Source organism: Streptomyces sp. NPDC093071 (assembly GCF_044754545.1).
Taxonomy (GTDB): Bacteria; Actinomycetota; Actinomycetes; order Streptomycetales; family Streptomycetaceae; genus Streptomyces.
In genome coordinates, this window is the sequence record NZ_JBIVPH010000003.1 from 196,661 (window position 1) to 219,590 (window position 22,930).

Sequence of the window (22,930 nt, forward strand, 5' to 3'; positions counted from 1 at the left end):
CCACCGACAATCCCCTCCTCACCGGCCGGGGTGCCGGGCTGTCGGTGCCGCGTGACAGGATCGGAGACGTACGCCGCAGGACGACCGCTCAAGGGAGAGCGCGATGGTCAGCAAGCCGCCGGCCGGTGACCCGGTCCAGGACGCACCGCAGGTCACGCCGCCGCAGCACGCCGCCGCCGGGCTGCCCGCCGTCGGGCACACCCTGCGGATCGCCCGGGAGCAGATGGGGTCCCTGCGCACCGCGCGGACCCTCCTCAAGGTCAATCAGAAGGACGGCTTCGACTGTCCCGGCTGCGCCTGGCCCGAGGAGGACAAGCGGCACGTCGCGGAGTTATGCGAGAACGGCGCGAAGGCCGTCGCCGAGGAGGCGACCCTGCGCCGGGTCACCCCGGAGTTCTTCGCCGCGCACCCGGTGGCCGACCTGGCGGAGCGCAGCGGGTACTGGCTGGGCCAGCAGGGCCGCATCACACAGCCGATGCTCCTCCCCGAGGGCGGCGACCGGTACGAGCCGGTGACCTGGGAGCGGGCCTTCGGGATCCTCGCGGAGGAGCTGCGGGCCCTGGACTCCCCCGACGAGGCGCTCTTCTACACCTCGGGCCGGACCAGCAACGAGGCGGCGTTCCTGCTCCAGCTCTTCGCCCGCGAGTTCGGCACGAACAACCTGCCGGACTGCTCCAACATGTGCCACGAGTCCTCGGGTTCGGCGCTGACGGAGACCATCGGCGTCGGCAAGGGCAGCGTCTCCCTGGAGGACCTGCACCGGGCGGACCTGATCGTCGTGGCCGGGCAGAACCCGGGGACGAACCACCCCCGGATGCTGTCGGCCCTGGAGAAGGCGAAGGCCGCGGGCGCCCGGATCATCTCGGTGAACCCGCTGCCGGAGGCCGGCCTGGAGCGGTTCAAGAACCCGCAGACCCCGCGGGGGATGCTCAGGGGCGCCGCGCTCACCGACCTCTTCCTCCAGATCCGGATCGGCGGCGACCAGGCCCTCTTCCGCCTCCTCAACAAGCTGGTCCTGGCGACCCCGGGCGCCGTCGACGAGGAGTTCGTACGCGAACACACCCACGGGTACGAGGAGTTCGCGGCGGCCGCCGGGGAGGCCGACTGGGACGAGACGCTGGCGGCGACCGGCCTGGAGCGCTCCGAGATCGAGCGGGCCCTGGAGATGGTCCTCGCCTCGGAGCGCACGATCGTCTGCTGGGCGATGGGCCTCACCCAGCACAAGCACTCCGTGCCGACCATCCGCGAGGTGGTCAACCTGCTGCTGCTCCGCGGGAACATCGGGCGGCCGGGCGCGGGCGTGTGCCCGGTGCGCGGCCATTCGAACGTGCAGGGCGACCGGACGATGGGCATCTTCGAGCGCCCCGCGCCCGCGTTCCTCGACGCCCTGGACAAGGAGTTCGGGATCGTCTCGCCGCGCCACCACGGCTTCGACGTGGTCCGCTCCATCCAGGCGCTGCGCGACGGCGAGGCGAAGGTGTTCTTCGCGATGGGCGGCAACTTCGTGGGGGCGACGCCCGACACGGAGGTGACGGAGGCGGCGATGCGCCGGGCCCGGCTGACCGTCCACGTGTCGACGAAGCTGAACCGCTCGCACGCGGTGACGGGCGCGCGCGCCCTGATCCTGCCCACCCTCGGCCGCACCGACAAGGACGTCCAGAAGGGCGGGCGGCAGTTCGTGACGGTCGAGGACTCGATGAGCCTGGTGCACGCCTCCCGGGGCAACCTGCCCCCGGCGAGCCCGCACCTGCTGTCCGAGCCGGCGATCGTGGCGCGGATGGCCCGCGCGGTCCTCGGCGACGGATCGGCCACGCCCTGGGAGGAGTTCGAGGCCGACTACGCCCGGATCCGGGACCGCATCGCGCGCGTGGTGCCCGGTTTCCAGGACTTCAACGCCCGGCTCGCGGCGGACCCGGGCGGCTTCGCGCTGCCGCACGCCCCGCGCGACGAGCGCCGCTTCCCCACGAAGACCGGCAAGGCGAACTTCACGGCCGCGCCCGTCGAGTACCCGAAGGTGCCGGAGGGCCGGCTGCTCCTCCAGACGCTGCGCTCGCACGACCAGTACAACACCACGATCTACGGCCTGGACGACCGCTACCGGGGCATCAAGGGGGGCCGCCGGGTCGTCCTGGTGCACCCGGAGGACGCGGCGGCGCGCGGCCTGGCCGACGGGGCGTACGCGGACCTGGTGAGCGAGTGGACGGACGGCGTCGAGCGGCGGGCGCCCGGTTTCCGGGTGGTGCACTACCCGACGGCCCGGGGATGCGCGGCGGCCTACTACCCGGAGACGAACGTGCTGGTGCCGCTGGAGTCGACGGCGGACGTCAGCAACACCCCCGCGAGCAAGTCCGTGATCGTCCGTCTGGAACAATCCCCTTCCACCTGAGCGAACGCTTAGTACGCTCGGGCGGAAGCGACGCGATCGGCGCGACCGACGGCACCACGCCGGTCGGCGGCCGCACGAAGACGAACGGAGCCGGGCCATGGGTGAGCAGCAGCACGTGAAGTTCCCGCAGGAGGTCATCGACGAGTACGCGGCGCTCGGCGTCGACCTCCCGGCCCTCTTCTCTGCCGGGCACCTCGGCAACCGGATGGGCGTGCAGATCCTGGAGGCCTCGGCCGAGCGGGTCGTCGGCACCATGCCGGTGGAGGGCAACACGCAGCCGTACGGGCTGCTGCACGGCGGGGCGTCGGCGGTCCTCGCCGAGACGCTCGGCTCCGTGGGCTCGATGCTGCACGGCGGGGTCTCCCGGATCGCGGTCGGCGTCGACCTCAACTGCACCCATCACCGCGGGGTCCGCAGCGGTCTGGTGACCGGCGTGGCGACCCCGGTGCACCGCGGGCGGTCCACCGCCACGTACGAGATCGTGATCACCGACGAGCAGGACCGGCGGGTCTGCTCGGCGCGGCTGACCTGCCTGCTGCGCGAGATCGGCCCCAAGGACGCGGAGAACGTCCCGGGGGCGGGGACGGGCGCGGGCGCCTGAGACCCGCACGCGGAGGAGGACGGAGGGGCGGCACCCGAGGGGTGCCGTCCCTCCGCCGTTTCCCCGCCACCCTGCCGCCCCTCCGCCACCCTGCCGCTCCCCCGCCGCCCCTCCCCGCGTCATCCCGCCCCCGCCCCTTGTCACTCTCCGTGATCTTCGCACGATGTGGAATCCCGGGAAGCGGAGGAGCCGGTTCGTCCGCTGAGGTTTCTGCCACTGTCCGATATCCGGAGAGTCGCCGAGAGCCTCCGTCAGGACCAAGAATCACTCAAGCCCCTTAGCGGAACTGCGCGTTCTCACTATGTGATCACCGCGTAAAGAACCCTTATGCCCCGGTTTGCCCAGTCGCCGCGCACACTCTTTCCCCGTCGGCATAACAAGACAGTCACATCCTGACCTCGCCGCTCCCCGACCCTCCCCACCTGCGCTTAGAGTCACCGCCAGTCACCGCGCCGCCGGGCGCGTCCTACTGCACGGCCCTGTACCAACCCCAGTACGGCCCGGCGTTCCAAAACGGCACCCCTCACTCCGCAGCTTCACGGCACCGCTCTCGTCCGAGGGGGCCGCGCCAGGGAAAGGACCCTTCGTGCGAAACCGTTCGTTGCTCATACTCACCACCGCGGTCACCGCGGGAGCCCTCACGCTCACTGCCTGTGGTTCGCGCGACGACAAGGGCGGCGCCGGGAACGGCGGCAGCGGCAACGTCACCGTGACCATCGGCCTCGACGCCCCGCTCACGGGTGAGCTGTCCGCCCTCGGCCTCGGCATCAAGAACTCCGCCGACCTCGCGGTCAAGACGGCCAACAAGAAGGAGTACGTCAAGGGCGTCACCTTCAAGCTGGAGTCCCTCGACGACCAGGCCCAGCCGTCCTCCGGCCAGCAGAACGCCACCAAGCTGGTCGCCGACAAGACCGTCCTCGGCGTGGTCGGCCCGCTGAACTCCGGCGTCGCCGAGTCCATGCAGAAGGTCTTCGACGACGCCAAGCTGGCCCAGGTCTCCCCGGCCAACACCAACCCGGCGCTCAGCCAGGGCATCAACTGGGCCTCCGGCGACAAGAAGCGCGGCTACAAGTCGTACTTCCGCACCGCCACCACGGACGCCATCCAGGGCCCGTTCGCCGCCCAGTACGTCGTCAAGGAGGCCAAGAAGACCAAGGCCTTCATCATCGACGACAAGAAGACCTACGGCGCCGGCCTCGCGGGCACCTTCAAGGGCGAGTTCGAGAAGCTCGGCGGCAAGGTCGTCGGCACCCAGCACGTCGACCCCGAGGCCAAGGACTTCTCCGCGGTCGCCACCCAGGTCAAGAGCTCCGGCGCCGACGTCGTCTACTACGGCGGCGAGTACCCGGCCGCCGGCCCGCTGGCCAAGCAGATCAAGGAGGCCGGCGCCAAGGTCACCGTCGTCGGCGGTGACGCGCTCTTCAGCCCCGAGTACGTCAAGCTCGCGGGTGCCGCCGCGGCCGAGGGCGACTTCGCCACCTCCGTCGGCGCCCCGATCGAGGAGCTCGCCTCCGCCAAGGAGTTCCTGACCAACTACAAGGCCGAGAACTACAAGGAGGCCTTCGAGGCCTACGGCGGCTACTCCTACGACTCCACCTGGGCCATCATCGAGGCCGTCAAGAAGGTCGTGGACGGCAACGGCGGCAAGCTGCCGGACGGTGCCCGCGCCAAGGTCGTCGAGGCCCTCCAGGGCGTCTCCTTCGAGGGCGTGACCGGCAAGGTCGCCTTCGACGAGTTCGGCGACACCACCAACAAGCAGCTGACGGTCTACAAGGTCGAGGGCGGCGCGTTCAAGCCGGTCAAGTCCGACACCTTCGGCGGCTGACCCCACCACCCCACTTCCAGCACCACCTTCACCGCGCGGGGGGCCGCACCAGGCTCCCCGCGCGGTGTCACATCCGTCGAAAGTCTCGGAGGACAATGCGGTGAACGAACTGCCGCAGCAGCTGGTCAACGGCCTGCTACTGGGATCCATGTACGGGCTGGTCGCCGTCGGCTACACGATGGTCTACGGCATCGTCCAGCTCATCAACTTCGCCCATGGCGAGATCTTCATGACCGGCGGCTTCGGGGCGCTCACGGTCTGGCTCATCCTGCCCGGCGGCACCAGCCTCTGGGTCGCCCTGCCCCTCATGATCATCGGCGCCGTCATCGTCGCCACGGCGATAGCCGTCGGAGCGGAACGTTTCGCCTACCGACCGCTCCGCGGCGGACCCCGACTCGCCCCGCTCATCACGGCGATCGGCCTCTCGCTCGCCCTCCAGCAGGCCGTCTGGGCCTGGTACCCCGAGGCGAAGTCCGCCCGGACCTTCCCGCAGATCCCCGGCGGCCCGATCGAGATCGGCCCGGTCACCATCCAGACCGGCGACGTCTTCCTCGTCATCGCCGCCCCCGTCTGCATGGCCTTCCTCGCCTTCTTCGTCATGCGCACCCGCACCGGACGCGGTATGCAGGCCACGGCCCAGGACCCGGACACCGCCAAGCTCATGGGCATCAACACCGACCGCATCATCGTGGTCGCGTTCGCCCTCGGCGCCGCCTTCGCCGCCGTCGGAGCCGTCGCCTACGGCCTCAAGTACGGCGTCGTCGACTACAAGATGGGCTTCCTCCTCGGCCTCAAGGCGTTCACCGCCGCGGTCCTCGGCGGCATCGGCAACATCTACGGCGCCATGATCGGCGGCGTCGTCCTCGGCGTGGCCGAGACCATGGCCACCGCCTACATCAGCCACATCCCCGGCATGGAACAGCTCGGCGGCCAGTCCTGGGCCAACGTCTGGGCCTTCGTACTCCTCATCGTCGTACTCCTCGCCCGGCCCCAAGGCCTCCTCGGCGAGCGCGTCGCGGACAGGGCGTGAGCACCATGACCACCATCTCCGAGAACCCCACGGCACCCGCGGCCGACCCCGCGACCGTCCCGGCCACCGGCCTCATCGGCTTTATCCCGGTCCACGTCGCCCGCGCCCTCACCCTGGGCGGCGGCCTCCTCACCGTCGTGAGCTGTTTCCTCTCCTGGACCTGGACCGCCACCTTCCCCGGCGACCTCACGTTCTACGGCTCCCCGGCCGGCCTCCAGATGCAGGTCCTGGTCGCCGGACTGCTCACCACCCTCTTCGCCCTCTCCGCCTACGACGTCAAGGGCACCCGCTGGCTCACCCCGGCCGGCGCCGACGGCGCGGTCAAGCTCGCCGCCCTCGCCGCCTTCGCCACCGCCTGGTACACCGTCGCCGCCATCAGCATCCAGCTCGGCGGCCCGGTCAACCTGGAGCCCGGCGGCGTCGTCGTCGCCGTCGCCACCCTGCTCGCCCTGGTCGGCGCCCTCGCGCTGCCCTTCGAGCGGCCCGCGACCCACCCCGCCGACCCCGAGGACACCGGCTGGGACCAGTTCAAGCACCGCGCGGGCAACGGCTGGACCTCCTTCAAGGCCGCCTTCGCCGCACCCCACGCACCCCGCAAGCTCCCCCCGCTGCCCACCTCCGTCGAGATCCTGATCATCGCCGGCGTCCTCGCCGTCGCCCTCGGCGTCTTCACCTACGGCATCGGCACCCAGTACGACGAGCTGTTCATCGGCTTCCTGATCACGGCCGGCCTCGGCTTCGCCGCGGTCAACAAGTCCGGCCTGATGCAGCAGGCCACCCAGCTCACCGGCAAGCACCAGAACCTGACCATCGCGGGCGCGTTCACCGCGGCGGCGCTGTTCCCCTTCACCCAGACCGACGACCAGTACGCGACGCTCGGCGTCTACATCCTGATCTTCGCCACCGTCGCCCTGGGCCTCAACATCGTCGTCGGCCTCGCCGGCCTCCTCGACCTCGGATACGTCGCCTTCCTCGGCGTCGGCGCCTACGCGGCCGCCCTCGTCTCCGGCGCCCCGACGTCCCCCTTCGGCGTGCACCTCCCCTTCTGGGCCGCCATCCTCGTCGGCGCCGCCGCCTCGCTCGTCTTCGGCGTCCTCATCGGCGCCCCCACCCTGCGACTGCGCGGCGACTACCTCGCCATCGTGACGCTCGGCTTCGGCGAGATCTTCCGCATCGCGGTGATGAACACCGACGGCACCTCCGGCCCCGACATCACCAACGGCTCCAACGGCATCGCCTCCATCCCGAACCTCAACTTCTTCGGGTTCGACTTCGGCGCCGAGCACACCATCGCCGGCTTCACCATCGGCCGCTTCGCGAACTACTTCTTCCTGATGCTGCTGATCATGGCCGTCGTCGTGCTGGTCTTCCGGCGCAGCGGCGACTCCCGCATCGGCCGCGCCTGGGTCGCCATCCGCGAGGACGAGACCGCCGCGCTCGCCATGGGCATCAACGGCTTCCGCGTCAAGCTCATCGCCTTCGCCCTCGGCGCCGCGCTCGCCGGCCTCGCCGGCACCGTGCAGGCCCACGTCACCTACACCGTGACCCCGGAGCAGTACCTCTTCGCCGGTCCCATCCCGCCCAACTCCGCCTTCCTGCTCGCGGCCGTCGTCCTCGGCGGCATGGGCACGATGAGCGGCCCGCTGGTCGGCGCCGCGCTGCTCTTCCTCATCCCGAACAAGCTCCAGTTCATGGGCGAGTACCAGCTCTTCGCCTTCGGCCTCGCGCTCGTACTGATCATGCGCTTCCGCCCGGAGGGCATCATCCCCAACCGGCGCAACCAGCTGGAGTTCCACGAGAAGGACGAGACGCCCGCCACGCTCGCCAAGGCAGGTGCCTGAACCATGACGACCACCACCACCAAGGCCGACGCCACCACGGAGCCGGCCGCCCCCGAGACCGTGCTCGACGCACGCGGGGTCACCATGCGCTTCGGCGGCCTCACCGCCGTCCGCGACGTCGACCTGACCGTCCGCAGCGGCGAGATCGTCGGTCTCATCGGCCCCAACGGCGCCGGCAAGACCACCTTCTTCAACTGCCTCACCGGTCTGTACGTCCCCACCGAGGGCGAGGTCCGCTACAAGGGCCAGGTCCTCCCGCCCAAGTCCTTCAAGGTCACCGCGGCCGGCATCGCCCGCACCTTCCAGAACATCCGTCTCTTCAACAACATGACGGTCCTGGAGAACGTCCTCGTCGGACGCCACACCCGCACCAAGGAAGGCCTCTGGTCCGCCCTCCTGCGCGGCCCCGGCTTCAAGAAGGCCGAAGCCGCCTCCGAGAAGCGGGCCATGGAACTCCTGGAGTTCATCGGCCTCCAGGACAAGGCCCAGCACCTCGCCAAGAACCTCCCCTACGGCGAGCAGCGCAAGCTGGAGATCGCCCGCGCCCTCGCGAGCGACCCCGGCCTCATCCTCCTCGACGAGCCCACCGCCGGCATGAACCCGCAGGAGACCCGGGCCGCCGAAGAACTCATCTTCGCCATCCGGGACATGGGCGTCGCCGTCCTCGTCATCGAGCACGACATGCGCTTCATCTTCAACCTCTGCGACCGGGTCGCCGTCCTCGTCCAGGGCCAGAAGCTGATCGAGGGCGACAGCCAGACCGTCCAGAGCGACGAGCGGGTCATCGCCGCGTACCTGGGCGAGCCCATCGAGGGGGACGCGCCGGCCGGCACCCCGGCCGACGACGCCCCGGAGGCCGAGGCTCCGGCGGCAGCCGACGCCCCGGAAGAGGACACCGCTCCGGAGGAGACCGCCGAGAAGCCCTCGGCGGACACCCCGCACGACCCTGCTTCGGGCAAGGAGAACGACGCATGACCGCACTGCTCGAAGTCGAGGACCTGCGCGTCGCCTACGGAAAGATCGAGGCCGTCAAGGGCATCTCCTTCTCCGTCGAGGCCGGTGAGGTCGTCACCCTCATCGGCACCAACGGCGCCGGCAAGACCACCACCCTGCGGACCCTCTCCGGCCTCCTCAAGCCGGTCGGCGGCCAGATCAAGTTCGAGGGCAAGTCCCTCCGCAAGATCCCCGCCCACAAGATCGTCTCGCTGGGCCTCGCCCACTCCCCCGAGGGACGCCACATCTTCCCCCGGATGTCGATCGAGGAGAACCTCCTCCTCGGCGCCTTCCTCCGCAAGGACGGCCCCGGCATCGCCAAGGACGTCCAGCGCGCCTACGACCTCTTCCCCATCCTGGGCGAACGTCGCAAGCAGGCCGCCGGCACGCTCTCCGGCGGCGAGCAGCAGATGCTCGCCATGGGCCGGGCCCTGATGTCCCAGCCCAAGCTGCTCATGCTCGACGAGCCCTCCATGGGCCTCTCCCCGATCATGATGCAGAAGATCATGGCCACGATCGCCGAGCTGAAGGCCCAGGGCACCACCATCCTGCTCGTCGAGCAGAACGCCCAGGCCGCGCTCGCCCTCGCGGACCACGGCCACGTCATGGAGATCGGCAAGGTCGTGCTCTCGGGCACGGGCCAGCACCTGCTCCACGACGAGTCCGTCCGCAAGGCGTACCTCGGCGAGGACTGACCCTCCCCGCCCGCACCGAGACGGAAGGCCCGCCCCACAGTGCCGTGGGGCGGGCCTTCTCCTTCTCCGTACGCGTACGGGCCGGAGCTACTGCTCCTTGTTCTTGGCCGCCTTCTTCTCCTCGGCGTCCTCGATGACCGCCTCGGCGACCTGCTGCATCGACATGCGGCGGTCCATCGACGTCTTCTGGATCCAGCGGAACGCGGCGGGCTCCGTCAGGCCGTACTGGGTCTGCAGCACCGACTTCGCCCGGTCCACCAGCTTCCGGGTCTCCAGGCGCTGGGAGAGGTCGGCGACCTCCTTCTCCAGGGCCCGCAGCTCGGCGAACCGGGAGACGGCCATCTCGATGGCCGGCACCACGTCGCTCTTGCTGAAGGGCTTCACCAGGTACGCCATGGCACCGGCGTCCCGGGCCCGCTCGACCAGCTCGCGCTGCGAGAAGGCGGTGAGCATGAGGACGGGGGCGATGGACTCGCCGGCGATCTTCTCGGCGGCCGAGATGCCGTCGAGGACGGGCATCTTCACGTCGAGGATGACAAGGTCGGGGCGGTGCTCACGGGCGAGCTCGACGGCCTTGGCACCGTCCCCGGCCTCGCCGACGACCGTGTAGCCCTCTTCCTCGAGCATCTCTTTGAGGTCGAGGCGGATCAGGGCCTCGTCCTCGGCGATGACGACACGGGTCGTCAGCGGCGGGACGTGCGGCGCCTCGGCGTCGTCGGCGGGCTGGGGCGACTCGGGGGCGGTCACGGGGGCTCCTCGTTGCAGGGCAGGTACTGCTACATGAGCCTACCTAGGTCCTGTATGTTTGAGGCACAGCAGGTTGCCCATGACCTTCGTTTCGAAGGATGCCCCGGTAGCCCAGCGGAAGAGGCAGTGGTCTCAAACACCATACAGCGTGGGTTCGAATCCCACCCGGGGCACTTCCCCTTCGATTCCAAGGACTCCAAGGGTGCTGTCGATCTTCACTCGTCGCAGTGAACGTTCCTACGGCTCCGGTCACGCGGATCGCGGCTCGGCAAAGCTGCCGTCATGGAACAGCACAACCCTTCGACCCGCGAAGAAGCACTCGCACTTCTACGCCGGGGCCTGAGCAACCGGGCGGTCGCCGAGCGTCTCAACGTGCCGAGGGGCACGGTCGGTTGGTGGCTGTCCGAGGACCGCCGGAAGCGCGGCGCCCCGTTCGAGCGCCCCACGGACTGCCCCGTGTGCACCCACCGCACGTTCGACGCACCGGCGTACGCCTACCTCCTGGGGCTCTACCTCGGTGACGGCCACATCACGTCGAGGGCCAAGCAGCACCACCTGTCGATCTTCTGCACCACCTCGTGGCCGGCGTTGATCGACGCCGCCGAAGCGGCGATGCGCAGGGTGATGCCCCTGCCGACCGTCCGGCGAAGGTCCAGGCAGGGGTGCACCGAGGTGAAGTCGTACACCAAGCACTGGGCGTGCATGTTCCCCCAGCACGGCCCCGGCAAGAAGCACGAACGCACGATCGCCCTGGAGCCCTGGCAGCAGGAGATCGTCGACGCGCACCCCTGGGAGTTCATCCGCGGACTGGTCCACTCGGACGGCTGCCGGACCATGAACTGGACCACCCGCCTCGTCAACGGGCAGCGCAAGCGGTACGAGTACCCGCGCTACTGGTTCACCAACGTCTCGGACGACATCCGGCGGCTGTACACCGACACGCTCGACAAGCTGGGTGTCGAGTGGACGCACTGCACCCGGGGCGGGAAGCCGTACAACATCTCCGTCGCCCGCAAGGCCTCCGTCGCGCTCATGGATCTTCACGTGGGGCCCAAGTCCTGAGCCGCCCGTACCGAAACGTCAGCGTCGGGTCCGGCCTCCCGTGCGGCGGGCGATCCTGCGTGCGTATCCCACGACGGCGACTCCGGTCGCGAGGGCAGCCGCCGTCGGGCCGGTCCACCACCAGCCGTCCGTCATCCGAGCCAGGGCGAAGCCGACCACCGTGAAGGCGCAGGTGGCCAGTGCGGTGACGGCGAGGTGCGGCAGGGCCTCGTCCTGCGTGCGTGCCAGGTCCGCGTCGACTCGTTGTGTCGCGCGCAGTCGCGCCTGGCGGCGCCTGGCGTCCATCTCCAGCAGGGCCTCGGACACGGGAGGGGATTCCTCGCGTCGGGACTCCGCGTCGCGGTCGTCTTCGCGCGGCCCGTCTCCCGGTGTCCCCGCCATGATTCACCTCGTTCCGTTCGGCCGGTCGTCCGCTCAGGGTGTGATGGGCACCCGGCCGGCGACCAGCAGCGTGGCCAGTGCCTCGATCAGGCGCAGGTGTTCGGCGGCGAAGCGCTCCGGTTCGGAGGCGTCCACCGCCAGCATGCCGAACTGCCGGGTGCCGTCGACGACAGGGGCGGCGATGACCGTCGTGTAGCTGTTGGCCGAGGTGGGGAGCAGGTGGCTGATCCTGCTGGTGGTCCCGTCCACCACCCACAGTTGGCCGGGGTCCAGGATCTCCGTCCTGATGTGGGTACCCCCGGTGCCGGTCCCGGGAATCACCTGGCGGGGCGGTGCGGCGTTCGGGGGGTAGAAGTCGACGCGTTGGAAGTCTCCCGCCGAGTCGAGCTCGTAGTAGGCGCTTCGGGCGCGTGCCGGGGACAGGGGGGTGACCGGTGGGATGGTCAGGTTCACCGATGCTTCCAGCACCGTCCGTACCAGGGAGTCGAACTCGGTGGTCATGGTCGGGTCCGGTGCCGCGCCGGGCGGCGGTGGGTTCAGCGCGGTCTGGCGGGAGGCCTGTGCGCGGATGTGCGCCGCGACCTTCGGCAGCACCGTCGCGCAGAGGAGGGCCAGTTCGGTCTCGGCCTTGATCGCCCGTTCGCGTGCCTTCGTCCGTGCCCGTTCGGCCAGGTGGTTCTCCACGAAGGTCCCCAGCACCGCCACCATCGCCAGTGACATGCCGACCAGGTAGATCGGGCTCTTGTCGTCGTCCTTGGCGAAGCCTTCGCCGTAGGTGCCGACGGCCACCAGGCCCGCACCGGAGAGTGCGGATATGGAGAAGAAGAAGATCACTTTGCGCCAGTACGCCCACCCCATGCGCGCTTCCTCCCCTTGTTCGGCGCGGCCGCCCCACCCGGGTCCATCATCGTCGCACAGCCTCCGGGCGTCGGGCCGTGGGCGGCCGCGGTCGCCCGGGTTATGTCAGGGGGTCGCCGATGTGGTGGACGCGGACGAGGTTGGTGGAGCCGGCGACGCCCGGTGGGGAGCCGGCGGTGATGACGACGGTGTCGCCCTTGGTGCAGCGGCCGATGCGGAGGAGTTCCTCGTCGACCTGGGCGACCATGGCGTCGGTGGAGTCGACGTGGGGGCCGAGGAAGGTTTCGACGCCCCAGGTGAGGTTGAGCTGGGAGCGGGTGGCGGGGTCGGGGGTGAAGGCGAGGAGGGGGATCGGGGAGCGGTAGCGGGAGAGGCGTTTGACGGTGTCGCCGGACTGGGTGAAGGCGACGAGGAACTTGGCGCCGAGGAAGTCGCCCATTTCGGCGGCGGCGCGGGCGACGGCGCCGCCCTGGGTGCGGGGTTTGTTGCGTTCGGTCAGTGGGGGGAGGCCCTTGGCGAGGACGTCCTCTTCGGCGGCTTCGACGATGCGGCTCATGGTGCGGACCGTTTCGACGGGGAAGCGGCCGACGCTGGTCTCGCCGGAGAGCATGACGGCGTCGGTGCCGTCGATGACGGCGTTGGCGACGTCGGAGGCCTCGGCGCGGGTGGGCCGGGAGTTGTCGATCATGGAGTCGAGCATCTGGGTGGCGACGATGACCGGTTTGGCGTTGCGCTTGGCGAGTTTGATGGCGCGCTTCTGGACGATCGGGACCTGTTCCAGGGGCATTTCGACGCCGAGGTCGCCGCGGGCGACCATGATGCCGTCGAAGGCGGCGACGATCTCTTCGATGTTGTCGACGGCCTGGGGCTTCTCGACCTTGGCGATGACGGGGAGGCGGCGGCCCTCCTCGTCCATGACGCGGTGGACGTCCTCGATGTCGCGGGCGCTGCGGACGAAGGAGAGGGCGATGACGTCGGCGCCGGTGCGCAGGGCCCAGCGGAGGTCTTCGATGTCCTTGTCGGAGAGGGCGGGGACGGAGACGGCGACGCCGGGGAGGTTGAGGCCCTTGTGGTCGGAGACCATGCCGCCCTCGACGACGCGGGTGCGGACGCGGGGGCCGTCGACGGCGGTGACTTCGAGGGTGACGCGGCCGTCGTCGACGAGGATGCGTTCGCCGGTGGTGACGTCGTCGGCGAGGCCGGGGTAGGTGGTGCCGCAGGTGTGGCGGTCGCCTTCGACGGGTTCGACGGTGATGGTGAATTCGTCGCCGCGTTCAAGGAGTACGGGGCCTTCGCGGAAGCGGCCGAGGCGGATCTTCGGGCCTTGAAGGTCGGCGAGGACGCCGACGCTGCGGCCGGTCTCGTCGGAGGCTTTGCGGACGCGCTGGTAGCGCTCCTCGTGCTCGGCGTAGGTGCCGTGGCTGAGGTTGAGGCGGGCGACGTCCATTCCGGCCTCGATCAATGCCTTGATCTGGTCGTATGTTTCGGTGGCGGGCCCAAGGGTACAAACGATTTTCGCTCGGCGCATGGGACGAGCCTAGGGCTTACCGGTCGGTAGTGAATCCGCCTGTCATGACTACCCAACGTCCTTTCCGTGAAAGGTTGTTGACAAGACTTGAATCTGTGCGGCGGGGTGCTCCGATGAGCGTTTTTCGGCTCTTTTCCGGCGGCCCGACGCCGTCCGCAGATCGAACACTTTTCCACTCCGTAACCCGCGAGACCTGTTGCGGACGGGTCTCCTGGGCCAGAATCTACGCGCGTTGTGCACCTGAGCGACGCCACTGGACCAAGGAGAAGCACATGCCGTTGAACCGCCGGACGTTCCTGGAGGGCTCCGTCGCCGTCGGAGCCGGGGCCGCCCTCACCGCCGGGGCCGTCGCCCCCGCCGAGGCCCACGGACCCGGGCACGGACACCGCCCGAAGCCGGCCGAGCGGTACTCCTTCACCGTCATGGGGACGACCGACCTGCACGGGAACGTCTTCAACTGGGACTACTTCACGGACAAGGAGTTCGACGACAAGGCGCACAACGACGTCGGCCTCGCCAAGATCTCCACGCTCGTCGAGCGGGTGCGCGAGGAGAAGGGGAGGCGCAACACCCTCCTCATCGACGCCGGCGACACCATCCAGGGCACCCAGCTGTCGTACTACTACGCCAAGGTCGACCCGATCACCGCGCGGCGCGGCCCGGTGCATCCGATGGCGCAGGCGATGAACGCCATCGGCTACGACGCCGCCGCCCTCGGCAACCACGAGTTCAACTACGGCATCCCGGTGCTGCGGAAGTTCGAGGAGCAGTGCGACTTCCCGCTGCTCGGTGCCAACGCGCTCGACGCGAAGACGCTGCGGCCGGCGTTCGCCCCGTACAGCATCCACCGGCTGCGGACCCCGCGCGGCCGGGAGGTGAAGGTGGCCGTGCTCGGTCTGACCAACCCGGGCATCGCGATCTGGGACAAGGCGAACGTCAGCGGGAAGATGGTCTTCCCGGGCCTGGAGGAGCAGGCCGCGAAGTGGGTGCCGAAGCTGCGCTCGATGGGCGCGGACGTGGTGGTCGTCTCGGCGCACTCCGGTTCCAGCGGCACCTCCTCGTACGGCGACCAGCTGCCGTACGTCGAGAACGCGGCCGGGCTGGTGGCCGAGCAGGTGCCGGGGATCGACGCGATCCTCGTCGGGCACGCGCACACCGAGATCCCCGAGTACCGGGTCGCGAACAAGGAGACCGGCAAGGAGGTCGTGCTGTCCGAGCCGCTGAAGTGGGGCCAGCGGCTCACCCTCTTCGACTTCGACCTGGTGCGGGAGCGGGGCCGCTGGACCGTCGAGAAGGTCGGCGCCCAGGTCCTGAACTCCAACACGGTGGAGGAGGACCGGAAGATCGTGCGGCTGCTCTCCGACGAGCACCGGAAGGTCGTCGCGTACGTCAACCAGGTCATCGGCACCTCGACGGCGGCGATGACGACGGCCGACGCGCCGTGGCGGGACGAGCCGATCATCGACCTGATCAACGCGGTGCAGGCGGAGACGGTGAAGGCGGCCCTGGCGGGCGGCGCGCATGCGGGCCTGCCGGTGCTCTCGCAGGCCTCCTGCTTCTCCCGTACGGCCCGGATCCCGGCCGGTCAGGTCACGATCAAGGACGCGGCCGGGCTGTACCCGTTCGAGAACACCCTGGAGGCGCGGCTGCTGACGGGCGCCCAGCTGAAGGACTACCTGGAGTTCTCGGCGCGGTACTACGTGCGGACCCCGGCGGGCGCCCCGGTGGACACGGCGAAGCTGACGAACGCGGACGGCACGCCGGACTACAACTACGACGCGGTGTCGGGTCTGACGTACGAGATCGACATCGCGAAGGAGGCCGGGTCGCGGATCGTGAACCTGGCCTTCGAGGGGAAGCCGCTGGACCCGGCGGCGAAGTTCGTCCTCGCGGTGAACAACTACCGGGCGAGCGGCGGCGGCGCGTTCCCGCACGTGGCGAACGCGCAGCAGCTGTGGGCGAATTCGGACGAGATCCGCAACACGATCATCCAGTGGGTGCGGGCGAAGGGGACGGTCGACCCGGGGCAGTTCGCGTCGGTGGACTGGAGGCTGACCCGGGACGGCGTGCCGGTGTTCTGACCGGCGCGTCAGTGCTGGACGAGAGGCGTCAGCTTCCGGCCCTGGGCCGGGATGCCGGGCGCCTCTCGCGCTTCCAGGCCGAAGCTGGTGAAGGCGGTGCGGCGCGGCAGGGGGTAGGGCTCCTTGCCGGTGATCGCGTTGAGGATGGTGGCGCTGCGCCAGGCGGCGAGGCCGAGGTCGGGGGCGCCGACGCCGTGGGTGTGGCGTTCGGCGTTCTGGACGTGGACGGCGCCGGTGACGGAGGGGTCGAGGACGAGGCGGTAGTGCTCGTCGATCCGGGGGCGTCCGGCGGAGTCGTGGCGGACGTAGGGGTCGAGGCCGGCGAGGACGCGGTCGAGGGGGCGTTCGCGGTAGCCGGTGGCGAGGACGACGGCGTCGGTGGTGAGGCGGGTGCGGGCGGACTGCTGGACGTGTTCCAGGTGGAGTTCGACGCGGGTGGTGGCGACGCGGCCGGCGGTGCGGACGCGGACGCCGGGGGTGAGGACGGCGTCGGGCCAGCCGCCGTGGAGGGTGCGGCGGTAGAGCTCGTCGTGGATGGCGGTGATGGTGGCGTCGTCGATGCCCTTGTGGAGCTGCCACTGGCGGGGGACGAGGCCGTCGCGGACCTGTTCGGGCAGGGCGTGGAAGTAGCGGGTGTAGTCGGGGGTGAAGTGCTCCAGGCCGAGCTTGGAGTACTCCATGGGGGCGAAGGCCTCGGTGCGGGTGAGCCAGTGGATGCCCTCGGCTCCGGCGGGGCGGGCACGCAGCAGGTCGAGGAAGATCTCGGCGCCGGACTGGCCGGAGCCGATGACGGTGACGTGCCCGGCGGCGAGGAGGGTCTCGCGGTGGGTGAGGTAGTCGGCGGAGTGGACGACGGGGACGCCGGGGGCGTCGGTGAGGGGGCGGAGGGGTTCGGGGACGTACGGCTCGGTGCCGACGCCGAGGACGACGTTGCGGGTGTAGGCGCGGCCGAGGGCCTCGGCCTCGCCGTCGGGGTCGATCTGGGTGTAGTCGACCTCGAAGAGGCGGCGTTCGGGGTTCCAGCGGACGGAGTCGACCTGGTGGCCGAAGTGGAGGCCGGGGAGGCGTTCGCTGGCCCAGCGGCAGTAGGCGTCGTACTCGGCGCGCTGGATGTGGAACTTCTCGGCGAAGTAGAAGGGGAAGAGGCGTTCGCGGCTCTTCAGGTAGCTGAGGAAGGACCAGGGGCTGGCGGGGTCGGCGAGGGTGACGAGGTCGGCGAGGAAGGGGACCTGGAGGGTGGAGCCGTCGATGAGGAGTCCGGGGTGCCAGTGGAAGGCGGGGCGCTGTTCGTAGAAGGCGGTGGAGAGGCCGCCGGGGACGCCGTGGGCAAGGGCGGCGAGGGAGAGGTTGAAGGGGCCGATGCCGATGCCGACGAGGTCGTGGGGTCGGTCGGTGTCCGGGGTGTTCTGGGGCCGGTCGGTGTCCTGTTCGGGGGTGCTGCCGGTCATCGGTGCGCGCTGCCTTCCACGAGGGTGATGAGCTGGTCCAGGTCGCCGGGGGTGGCGTGGGGGTTGAGCAGGGTGGCCTTGAGCCAGAGGCGGCCGTCCGCGCGGGCCCGGCCGAGGACCGCCCGGCCTCCGGTGAGGAGGGAGCGGCGGATCGCGGCGACGGCGGTGTCGTGGGCGCCGTGGGGGCGGAAGAGGACGGTGGTGAGGACGGGCCGGGCGCGCAGGTCGAGGCCGGGGGTCTTCTCGATCCGGTCGGCGAGGTCCTGGGCGAGGTCCATGCAGGTGTCGACGAGGGCGCCGAGTCCGGTGCGGCCGAGGGCGCGGAGGGTGACGGCGGCCTTGAGGACGTCGGGGCGGCGGGTGGTGCGCGGGGAGCGGCCGAGGAGGTCGGGGAGGCCGGCGTCGGTGTCGTCGTCGGCGTTGAGGTAGTCGGCGGTGTGGGCGAGGGCGGCGAGGTCGGTGGTGTCGCGGACGGCGAGGAGTCCGGCGGCGGCGGGCTGCCAGCCGAGTTTGTGCAGGTCGACGGTGACGGTGCGGGCGCGGTCGAGGCCGTCGAGGAGCCGGCGGTGGGTGCGGCTGAAGAGGACGGGTCCGCCGTAGGCGGCGTCGACGTGGAGGTCGGCGCCGTGGGCGGCGCAGACGTCGGCGAGGGCGGGCAGCGGGTCGATCAGGCCTTCGTCGGTGGTGCCGGCGGTGGCGGCGACGAGGAGCGGGCCGGGGGTGGCGGTCAGGGCCGCGTCCAGGGCTCCGGGTTCGAGGGTGCCGTGGGGGGTGGGGACGACGACGGGGGCGGGGAGGCCGAGGAGCCAGGCGGCGCGCCGGAAGGAGTGGTGGGCGTTGGCGCCGACGACGGTGCGGACGGGGCCTTTTCCGGTGTGGCGTTCTCTGGCGAGGAGGAGGGCGAGTTGGTTGGACTCGGTGCCGCCGGTGGTGACGAGGGCGTCGGGGCGGGGGGCGCCGGGGTGGATCTCGGCGGCGAGGGCGGTGGTGACGAGGGCTTCGAGGGCGGAGGCGGCGGGGGCCTGGTCCCAGGAGTCCATGGAGGGGTTGAGCGCGGAGGCGGCCAGGTCGGCGGCGGCGGCGAGCGCGAGGGGCGGGGTGTGGAGGTGGGCGGCGCAGAGCGGGTCGGCGGGGTCGGCGGCGCCGGCGGCGAGGGCGTGGACGAGGGTGCGGAGGGCTTCGTCGGGGCCGGTGCCGGTCTCCGGGAGTACGGCTCCGAGTGCCGCCGTGCGGCGTGCCACGGCCTCCGGTCCTCCGGCCGGGAGGGGGCCGCCGCGTTCCTCCGCCCCGGTGCGCAGCGCGTCGAGGACGGCGCCCAGGAGGGGCCGCAGGGCGTCGGCGCCGGGGACGCCTCCGGCGAGGGGTGGGGGTGCGGCACGCATGGACGACAGGGTGCCGGGGGGTGCGGGGGTTTGTCCGGCGAGTGCGGGGGTGTGACCCGAACGGGGGACACGGGGTGGTGTTTCGGGGGCGGGTGGTGCGGGGAGCGGGGTCGTTCCCCGCACCACCTGCGGGTCAGGCCTCCCTGATCCGCAGGGCCCGGCGGAGGTCGTCGAGCTGGTCGACGAGCTTGCGGTGGAGGGCCGGGATCATGGGGGTGTCGGCCAGGTGGCGTTCGCCGAGGGCCAGGGAGTCGGCGTCGACCGCGTGGGCGGGGAAGGCGTGGCGTCCGGCGGCTTCGGCCATGGCGGGGCCGCGCCGGTCGCCGAGGGCGACGGCCGCCTCGTAGAAGCGGGGCACGTACGCGCTGACGAGGTCGGCCTGTTCGGGCTGCCAGAAGCCCTGGGCGGTGGCGGTGAAGAGGTAGTTGGAGAGGTCGTCGGAGTCGAAGAGGGCGGACCAGGCGGCCGCCTTGGCCTCGGGGGTCGGCAGGGCGGCGCGGCAGCGGGCGGCGCCCTCCCGGCCGGTGGCGCTGGGGTCGCGCTCCAGCTCGGCGGCGATGGCGGCCTCGTCGACGGCGCCGAGGACGGCGAGCCGGGCGAGGATGCGCCAGCGCAGTTCGGGGTCGAGTTCGGGGCCGCCGTGGACGGTGCCCTCGTCGAGCCAGGAGGCGATCTTGTCGGGGGTGGTGGCGCTGTCGACGAAGGCGCGGACGGCGGTGAGGCGCAGTCCGGGGGCCTCGCCGTCCTCGGTGCGGCGGAGCAGGGCGCGGGCGATCCCGCTGATGGTGGCGAGGGCGGCGGGGCGTTCGTCGGCGGTGACGTAGTGGTCGGCGATCTGGTGGCGGGCGAAGGCCAGGACGCCCTGGACGAGGGCGAGTTCGGTCTCCTCGGTGAGGTGGGCTCCGGCGACGGCGAGGTATTCGACGGGGGCGAGGTCGCCGTCGCGGACCATGTCGCGCAGGGCGTTCCAGACGACGGCGCGGGTGAGCGGGTCGGGGATGCGGGAGAGGCCGTTCAGGGCGGACTCGGCGGACGTCTCGTCGAAGCGGAGCTTGGTGTAGGTGAGGTCGCCGTCGTTGAGGACGACGAGGGCGGGGCGGGGGCCGGTGAGTTCGGCGGGGGCTTCCTGGGGGACGTCGAGGGCGTGGCGTTCGCGCAGGACGAGGTCGCCGGAGGGGTCGCGGTCGTAGAGGCCGGCGGAGAGGCGGTGGGGGCGGGCGCCGTCGCGGTCGACGGTGAGGTTCCAGTGGAGGCCCTCGCCGTCGAGGCGGGGGGTGAGGGTGTCGACGCCGGTGGTGCGCAGCCACTGCTCGGCCCAGCCGTGGACGTCGCGGTCGGTGGCGGCGGCGAGGTTGTCGATGAAGTCGGCGAGGGTGGCGTTGCCGAAGCGGTGCCGCTTGAAGTGGATGTTGATGCCGGCGAGGAAGTCCTTCTCGCCGAGCCAGGCGACGAGCTGGCGGAGGGCGGAGGCGCCCTTGGCGTAGGAGATGCCGTCGAAGTTGAGGAGGGCGGAGGCGGTGTCGGGGACGGCCTCGGGGTCGGGGGCGACGGGGTGGGTGGAGGGCCGCTGGTCGGCCTCGTATCCCCAGGCCTTGCGGGTGACGCCGAAGTCGACCCAGGTGTCGGGGAAGAGGTCGGAGCAGGCCTCGTTGACGGTCTGGTAGCCCATGTACTCGGCGAAGGACTCGTTCAGCCAGATGTCGTCCCACCAGCGCAGGGTGACGAGGTCGCCGAACCACATGTGGGCCATCTCGTGGGCGATGACCATGGCGCGGGTCTGGCGCTCGGTGACGGTGACGGCGGAGCGGAAGACGAACTCGTCGCGGAAGGTGACGAGGCCGGGGTTCTCCATGGCGCCGGCGTTGAACTCGGGGACGAAGGCCTGGTCGTACGAGTCGAAGGGGTAGGGCTCGTCGAACTTCTCGTGGTACCGGTCGTAGCAGGCCCTGGTGACGGCGAGGATCTCGTCGGCGTCGGCGTCGAGGTGGGCGGCGAGGGAGCGGCGGCAGTGGATGCCGAAGGGCAGGCCCGCGTGTTCGGTGCGGACCGAGTGCCAGGGGCCGGCGGCGACGCAGACGAAGTAGGTGGAGAGCAGCGGGGTGGGGGCGGCCTTCCAGGTGCCGTCGGGCTGCCGCTCGGTGATGCCGTTGGCGAGGACGGTCCAGCCGTCGGGGGCGGTGACGGTGACCTCGAAGACGGCCTTGAGGTCGGGCTGGTCGAAGGCGGCGAAGACGCGCTGGACGTCCTCCATGAAGAGCTGGGTGTAGACGTAGGACTCGCCGTCGCTGGGGTCCGTGAAGCGGTGCATCCCCTCGCCGGTGCGGGAGTAGCGCATGGTGGTGGTGACGCGCAGCTCGTGCTCGCCCTCGGTGAGGCTCAGCGGGAGCCGGTTGCCGTCGAGGGCGGCGGGGTCGAGGGGCTCTCCGTCGAGGGTGGCGGAGTGCAGGGTGACGGGCTTGAGCTCGACGAAGGTGTCCCCGGCGGCGCGGGCGGTGAATCGGACGGTGCTGGTGGACTCGAAGGTCTCTGCGCCGGTGGTGAGGTCGAGGTCCACCAGGTAGCGGTGGACGTCGAGGAGCTGGGCACGGGTCTGCGCTTCGTCGCGCGTCAGTACGGACATGGGGCCTATGCTGCCCGATGCCCGGGGCCGTCGGCAGGGGTGCGGGGAGAACCTTGCCGGGGCGTGACCTGCTGGTGCTTCCCGCGGGGCCTTCCGTCCACGCGCTTCGTCAGCGCGTTCCGTCCGCGATCGTCTCGTGGTGGCGGATGACCTCGGCGATGATGAAGTTCAGGAGCTTCTCCGCGAAGGCCGGGTCCAGTTTCGCGCTCTCGGCGAGTTCGCGCAGGCGGGCGATCTGGCGGGCCTCGCGGGCGGGGTCGGCGGGCGGGAGCTGGTGCTCGGCCTTGAGGACGCCGACCTGCTGGGTGCACTTGAAGCGCTCGGCGAGCATGTGGACGACCGCCGCGTCGATGTTGTCGATGCTGTCGCGCAGCCGGGTCAGCTCGGCGCGGACGGCCGCGTCGGCGGCCGGGGTCTCTTCGGCGGCCGGGGTCGGGGTCGGGGTCGGGGTGGAGTCGCTCATGACCTGCGAGCTTAGACCGAGCGCGGGGGGATCGTCGGCGGGTGTTCGGGATCCGGGACGCGATGGCTCCAGCCGCCGGGCACGGACCGCCCCTGCTGTTCGCGGAAGCGGATCGGGGCGGTGCCGACCCGGCGGGTGAAGAGCCGGGAGAAGTAGGCGGGGTCGTCGTAGCCGACGCGCCGGGCGACGGCGGAGACCGGCAGCTCGGTGGCGGCGAGGAGTTCCTTGGCGCGGCCGAGGCGGACGGTGAGCAGGTAGTCCTTGGGGCTGCACCCGGCGGCGCGGCGGACGGCGGTGCGCAGTTCGGCGGGGGTCATGCCGTGGCGGGCGGCGTGCTCGGCGACGGAGAGCGGCTGGAAGGCGTCGCGGGCGAGGGCGGCGAGGACGGGGTCGCCGTCGGCGTTGGTGTCGGCGCGGGCCCGGCGCAGGGCGACGAGCAGTTCGTGGACGGCGGCGCCGGTCTCGACCTCCAGGAGGGGGTTGCCGGGCCGGGCGGCGCGGGCGATCCGGGCGATGGCGGCGCGGGCCGGGGCGGCGTCGGAGAGGGGGACGACGGGCCGGTCCGGTTCGATGTAGCCGAGTTCGGTGTACGTGGCGGTGGCGGGTCCGGAGAAGTCGACGAAGGCCTCGTCCCAGCCGGTGCCGGGGTCGGCGCCGTAGTGGTGGGGGGTGCCGGGGGTGAGCCAGATCAGGGCGGGGGCGGTGACGGCGGCGCGCCGCCCGTCGGCGCCCCGGTACCAGCCGGCTCCGGCGGAGACGACGACGGCCACGTGGTGGTCGAGGGTGCGGGGCCCGACGGTGGGCAGGGCGCCGTGCTGGAGGCCGACGCCGAGGCAGACGAGGCCGAGGCGGTGGTGGACGGGGCCGGGCGTGAAGTAGCGCATCCAGGTGTGGTACATGCGGTGGTGCCCCTTCCCCGGGGCCCCGGTCGGGCGGGCCCTAACGTCCAAACTGCGACGATCTTTGTCCATGGACGGGTTCCCCGCCAG

General features: G+C 71.1%; 18 protein-coding genes and 1 tRNA gene. 10 read left to right on the plus strand and 9 right to left on the minus strand.

The genetic code is table 11. The features are described 5' to 3' along the window. The first annotated feature begins 103 nt into the window (after positions 1-103). From ACIQD7_RS12210 to ACIQD7_RS12240, 7 genes are all read left to right on the plus strand, one after another. Positions 104-2,386 (plus strand): FdhF/YdeP family oxidoreductase, encoded by a 2,283-nt coding sequence (locus ACIQD7_RS12210; RefSeq protein WP_402441499.1) that lies wholly within the window; start codon positions 104-106, stop codon positions 2,384-2,386. 97 nt (positions 2,387-2,483) lie between these two features. After that, a complete protein-coding gene (locus ACIQD7_RS12215) occupies positions 2,484-2,987 on the plus strand; it encodes a PaaI family thioesterase (RefSeq protein ID WP_161373461.1) in 504 nt (167 codons plus the stop codon). A 586-nt stretch (positions 2,988-3,573) separates the two neighbouring features. After that, on the plus strand, positions 3,574-4,812 hold the full coding sequence (locus ACIQD7_RS12220; RefSeq protein WP_121830280.1) for a branched-chain amino acid ABC transporter substrate-binding protein: 1,239 nt from the start codon (positions 3,574-3,576) through the stop codon (positions 4,810-4,812). 100 nt (positions 4,813-4,912) lie between these two features. Beyond that, on the plus strand, positions 4,913-5,842 hold the full coding sequence (locus ACIQD7_RS12225) for a branched-chain amino acid ABC transporter permease (RefSeq protein ID WP_121830279.1): 930 nt from the start codon (positions 4,913-4,915) through the stop codon (positions 5,840-5,842). Positions 5,843-5,847: 5 nt separating this feature from the next. Next, a complete protein-coding gene (locus ACIQD7_RS12230) occupies positions 5,848-7,683 on the plus strand; it encodes a branched-chain amino acid ABC transporter permease (protein WP_402441500.1) in 1,836 nt (611 codons plus the stop codon). A gap of 3 nt (positions 7,684-7,686) precedes the next feature. Further along, positions 7,687-8,658 carry an ABC transporter ATP-binding protein gene (locus tag ACIQD7_RS12235; RefSeq protein WP_402441501.1) on the plus strand — a complete coding sequence of 324 codons (972 nt, stop codon included), beginning with the start codon at positions 7,687-7,689 and terminating at the stop codon, positions 8,656-8,658. After that, positions 8,655-9,371, plus strand: coding sequence for an ABC transporter ATP-binding protein (locus tag ACIQD7_RS12240; RefSeq protein ID WP_121830277.1), 717 nt, complete (start codon positions 8,655-8,657; stop codon positions 9,369-9,371). Before ACIQD7_RS12235 ends, ACIQD7_RS12240 begins: the two co-directional genes overlap by 4 nt. 87 nt (positions 9,372-9,458) lie before the next feature. On the opposite strand, the gene ACIQD7_RS12245 is transcribed toward ACIQD7_RS12240, so the two are convergent. Beyond that, positions 9,459-10,118: an ANTAR domain-containing response regulator gene (locus tag ACIQD7_RS12245; RefSeq protein ID WP_062756575.1), complete on the minus strand. Its 660-nt coding sequence runs from the start codon at positions 10,116-10,118 to the stop codon at positions 9,459-9,461. Positions 10,119-10,218: 100 nt separating this feature from the next. On the opposite strand from ACIQD7_RS12245, the gene ACIQD7_RS12250 reads away from it, so the two are divergent. After that, positions 10,219-10,291, plus strand: a tRNA-Leu gene (locus ACIQD7_RS12250). Between the two features lie 109 nt (positions 10,292-10,400). Beyond that, positions 10,401-11,180, plus strand: a complete 780-nt coding sequence (locus ACIQD7_RS12255; protein WP_402441502.1) for a helix-turn-helix domain-containing protein — start codon at positions 10,401-10,403, stop codon at positions 11,178-11,180. An 18-nt stretch (positions 11,181-11,198) separates the two neighbouring features. Here the strand turns inward: ACIQD7_RS12255 and ACIQD7_RS12260 are convergent, their stop codons facing one another. The 3 genes from ACIQD7_RS12260 to pyk form a co-directional block, all read right to left on the minus strand. Continuing rightward, positions 11,199-11,486 (minus strand): hypothetical protein, encoded by a 288-nt coding sequence (locus ACIQD7_RS12260; protein ID WP_402441503.1) that lies wholly within the window; start codon positions 11,484-11,486, stop codon positions 11,199-11,201. 108 nt (positions 11,487-11,594) lie between these two features. Beyond that, positions 11,595-12,419, minus strand: a complete 825-nt coding sequence (locus tag ACIQD7_RS12265; protein ID WP_402441504.1) for a GAF domain-containing protein — start codon at positions 12,417-12,419, stop codon at positions 11,595-11,597. 100 nt (positions 12,420-12,519) lie between these two features. After that, positions 12,520-13,947 carry a pyruvate kinase gene (gene pyk, locus ACIQD7_RS12270; protein ID WP_402441505.1) on the minus strand — a complete coding sequence of 476 codons (1,428 nt, stop codon included), beginning with the start codon at positions 13,945-13,947 and terminating at the stop codon, positions 12,520-12,522. Between the two features lie 272 nt (positions 13,948-14,219). Between pyk and ACIQD7_RS12275 the strand changes: the two genes are divergently transcribed. Beyond that, positions 14,220-16,028 (plus strand): bifunctional metallophosphatase/5'-nucleotidase, encoded by a 1,809-nt coding sequence (locus ACIQD7_RS12275; protein ID WP_402441506.1) that lies wholly within the window; start codon positions 14,220-14,222, stop codon positions 16,026-16,028. Positions 16,029-16,036: 8 nt separating this feature from the next. On the opposite strand, the gene ACIQD7_RS12280 is transcribed toward ACIQD7_RS12275, so the two are convergent. The 5 genes from ACIQD7_RS12280 to ACIQD7_RS12300 form a co-directional block, all read right to left on the minus strand. Next, positions 16,037-17,476 carry a lysine N(6)-hydroxylase/L-ornithine N(5)-oxygenase family protein gene (locus ACIQD7_RS12280; RefSeq protein ID WP_402441507.1) on the minus strand — a complete coding sequence of 480 codons (1,440 nt, stop codon included), beginning with the start codon at positions 17,474-17,476 and terminating at the stop codon, positions 16,037-16,039. Beyond that, positions 17,473-18,858 (minus strand): pyridoxal phosphate-dependent decarboxylase family protein, encoded by a 1,386-nt coding sequence (locus ACIQD7_RS12285; RefSeq protein WP_402441508.1) that lies wholly within the window; start codon positions 18,856-18,858, stop codon positions 17,473-17,475. Before ACIQD7_RS12285 ends, ACIQD7_RS12280 begins: the two co-directional genes overlap by 4 nt. Positions 18,859-18,991: 133 nt before the next feature. Further along, positions 18,992-21,478 carry an aminopeptidase N gene (gene pepN / locus ACIQD7_RS12290; protein WP_402441509.1) on the minus strand — a complete coding sequence of 829 codons (2,487 nt, stop codon included), beginning with the start codon at positions 21,476-21,478 and terminating at the stop codon, positions 18,992-18,994. A gap of 109 nt (positions 21,479-21,587) precedes the next feature. Beyond that, on the minus strand, positions 21,588-21,941 hold the full coding sequence (locus ACIQD7_RS12295) for a chorismate mutase (protein ID WP_402441510.1): 354 nt from the start codon (positions 21,939-21,941) through the stop codon (positions 21,588-21,590). 11 nt (positions 21,942-21,952) lie between these two features. Beyond that, complete coding sequence (locus ACIQD7_RS12300; RefSeq protein ID WP_402441511.1) at positions 21,953-22,840, minus strand: AraC family transcriptional regulator; 888 nt, start codon at positions 22,838-22,840, stop codon at positions 21,953-21,955. Between the last annotated feature and the right edge of the window lie 90 nt (positions 22,841-22,930).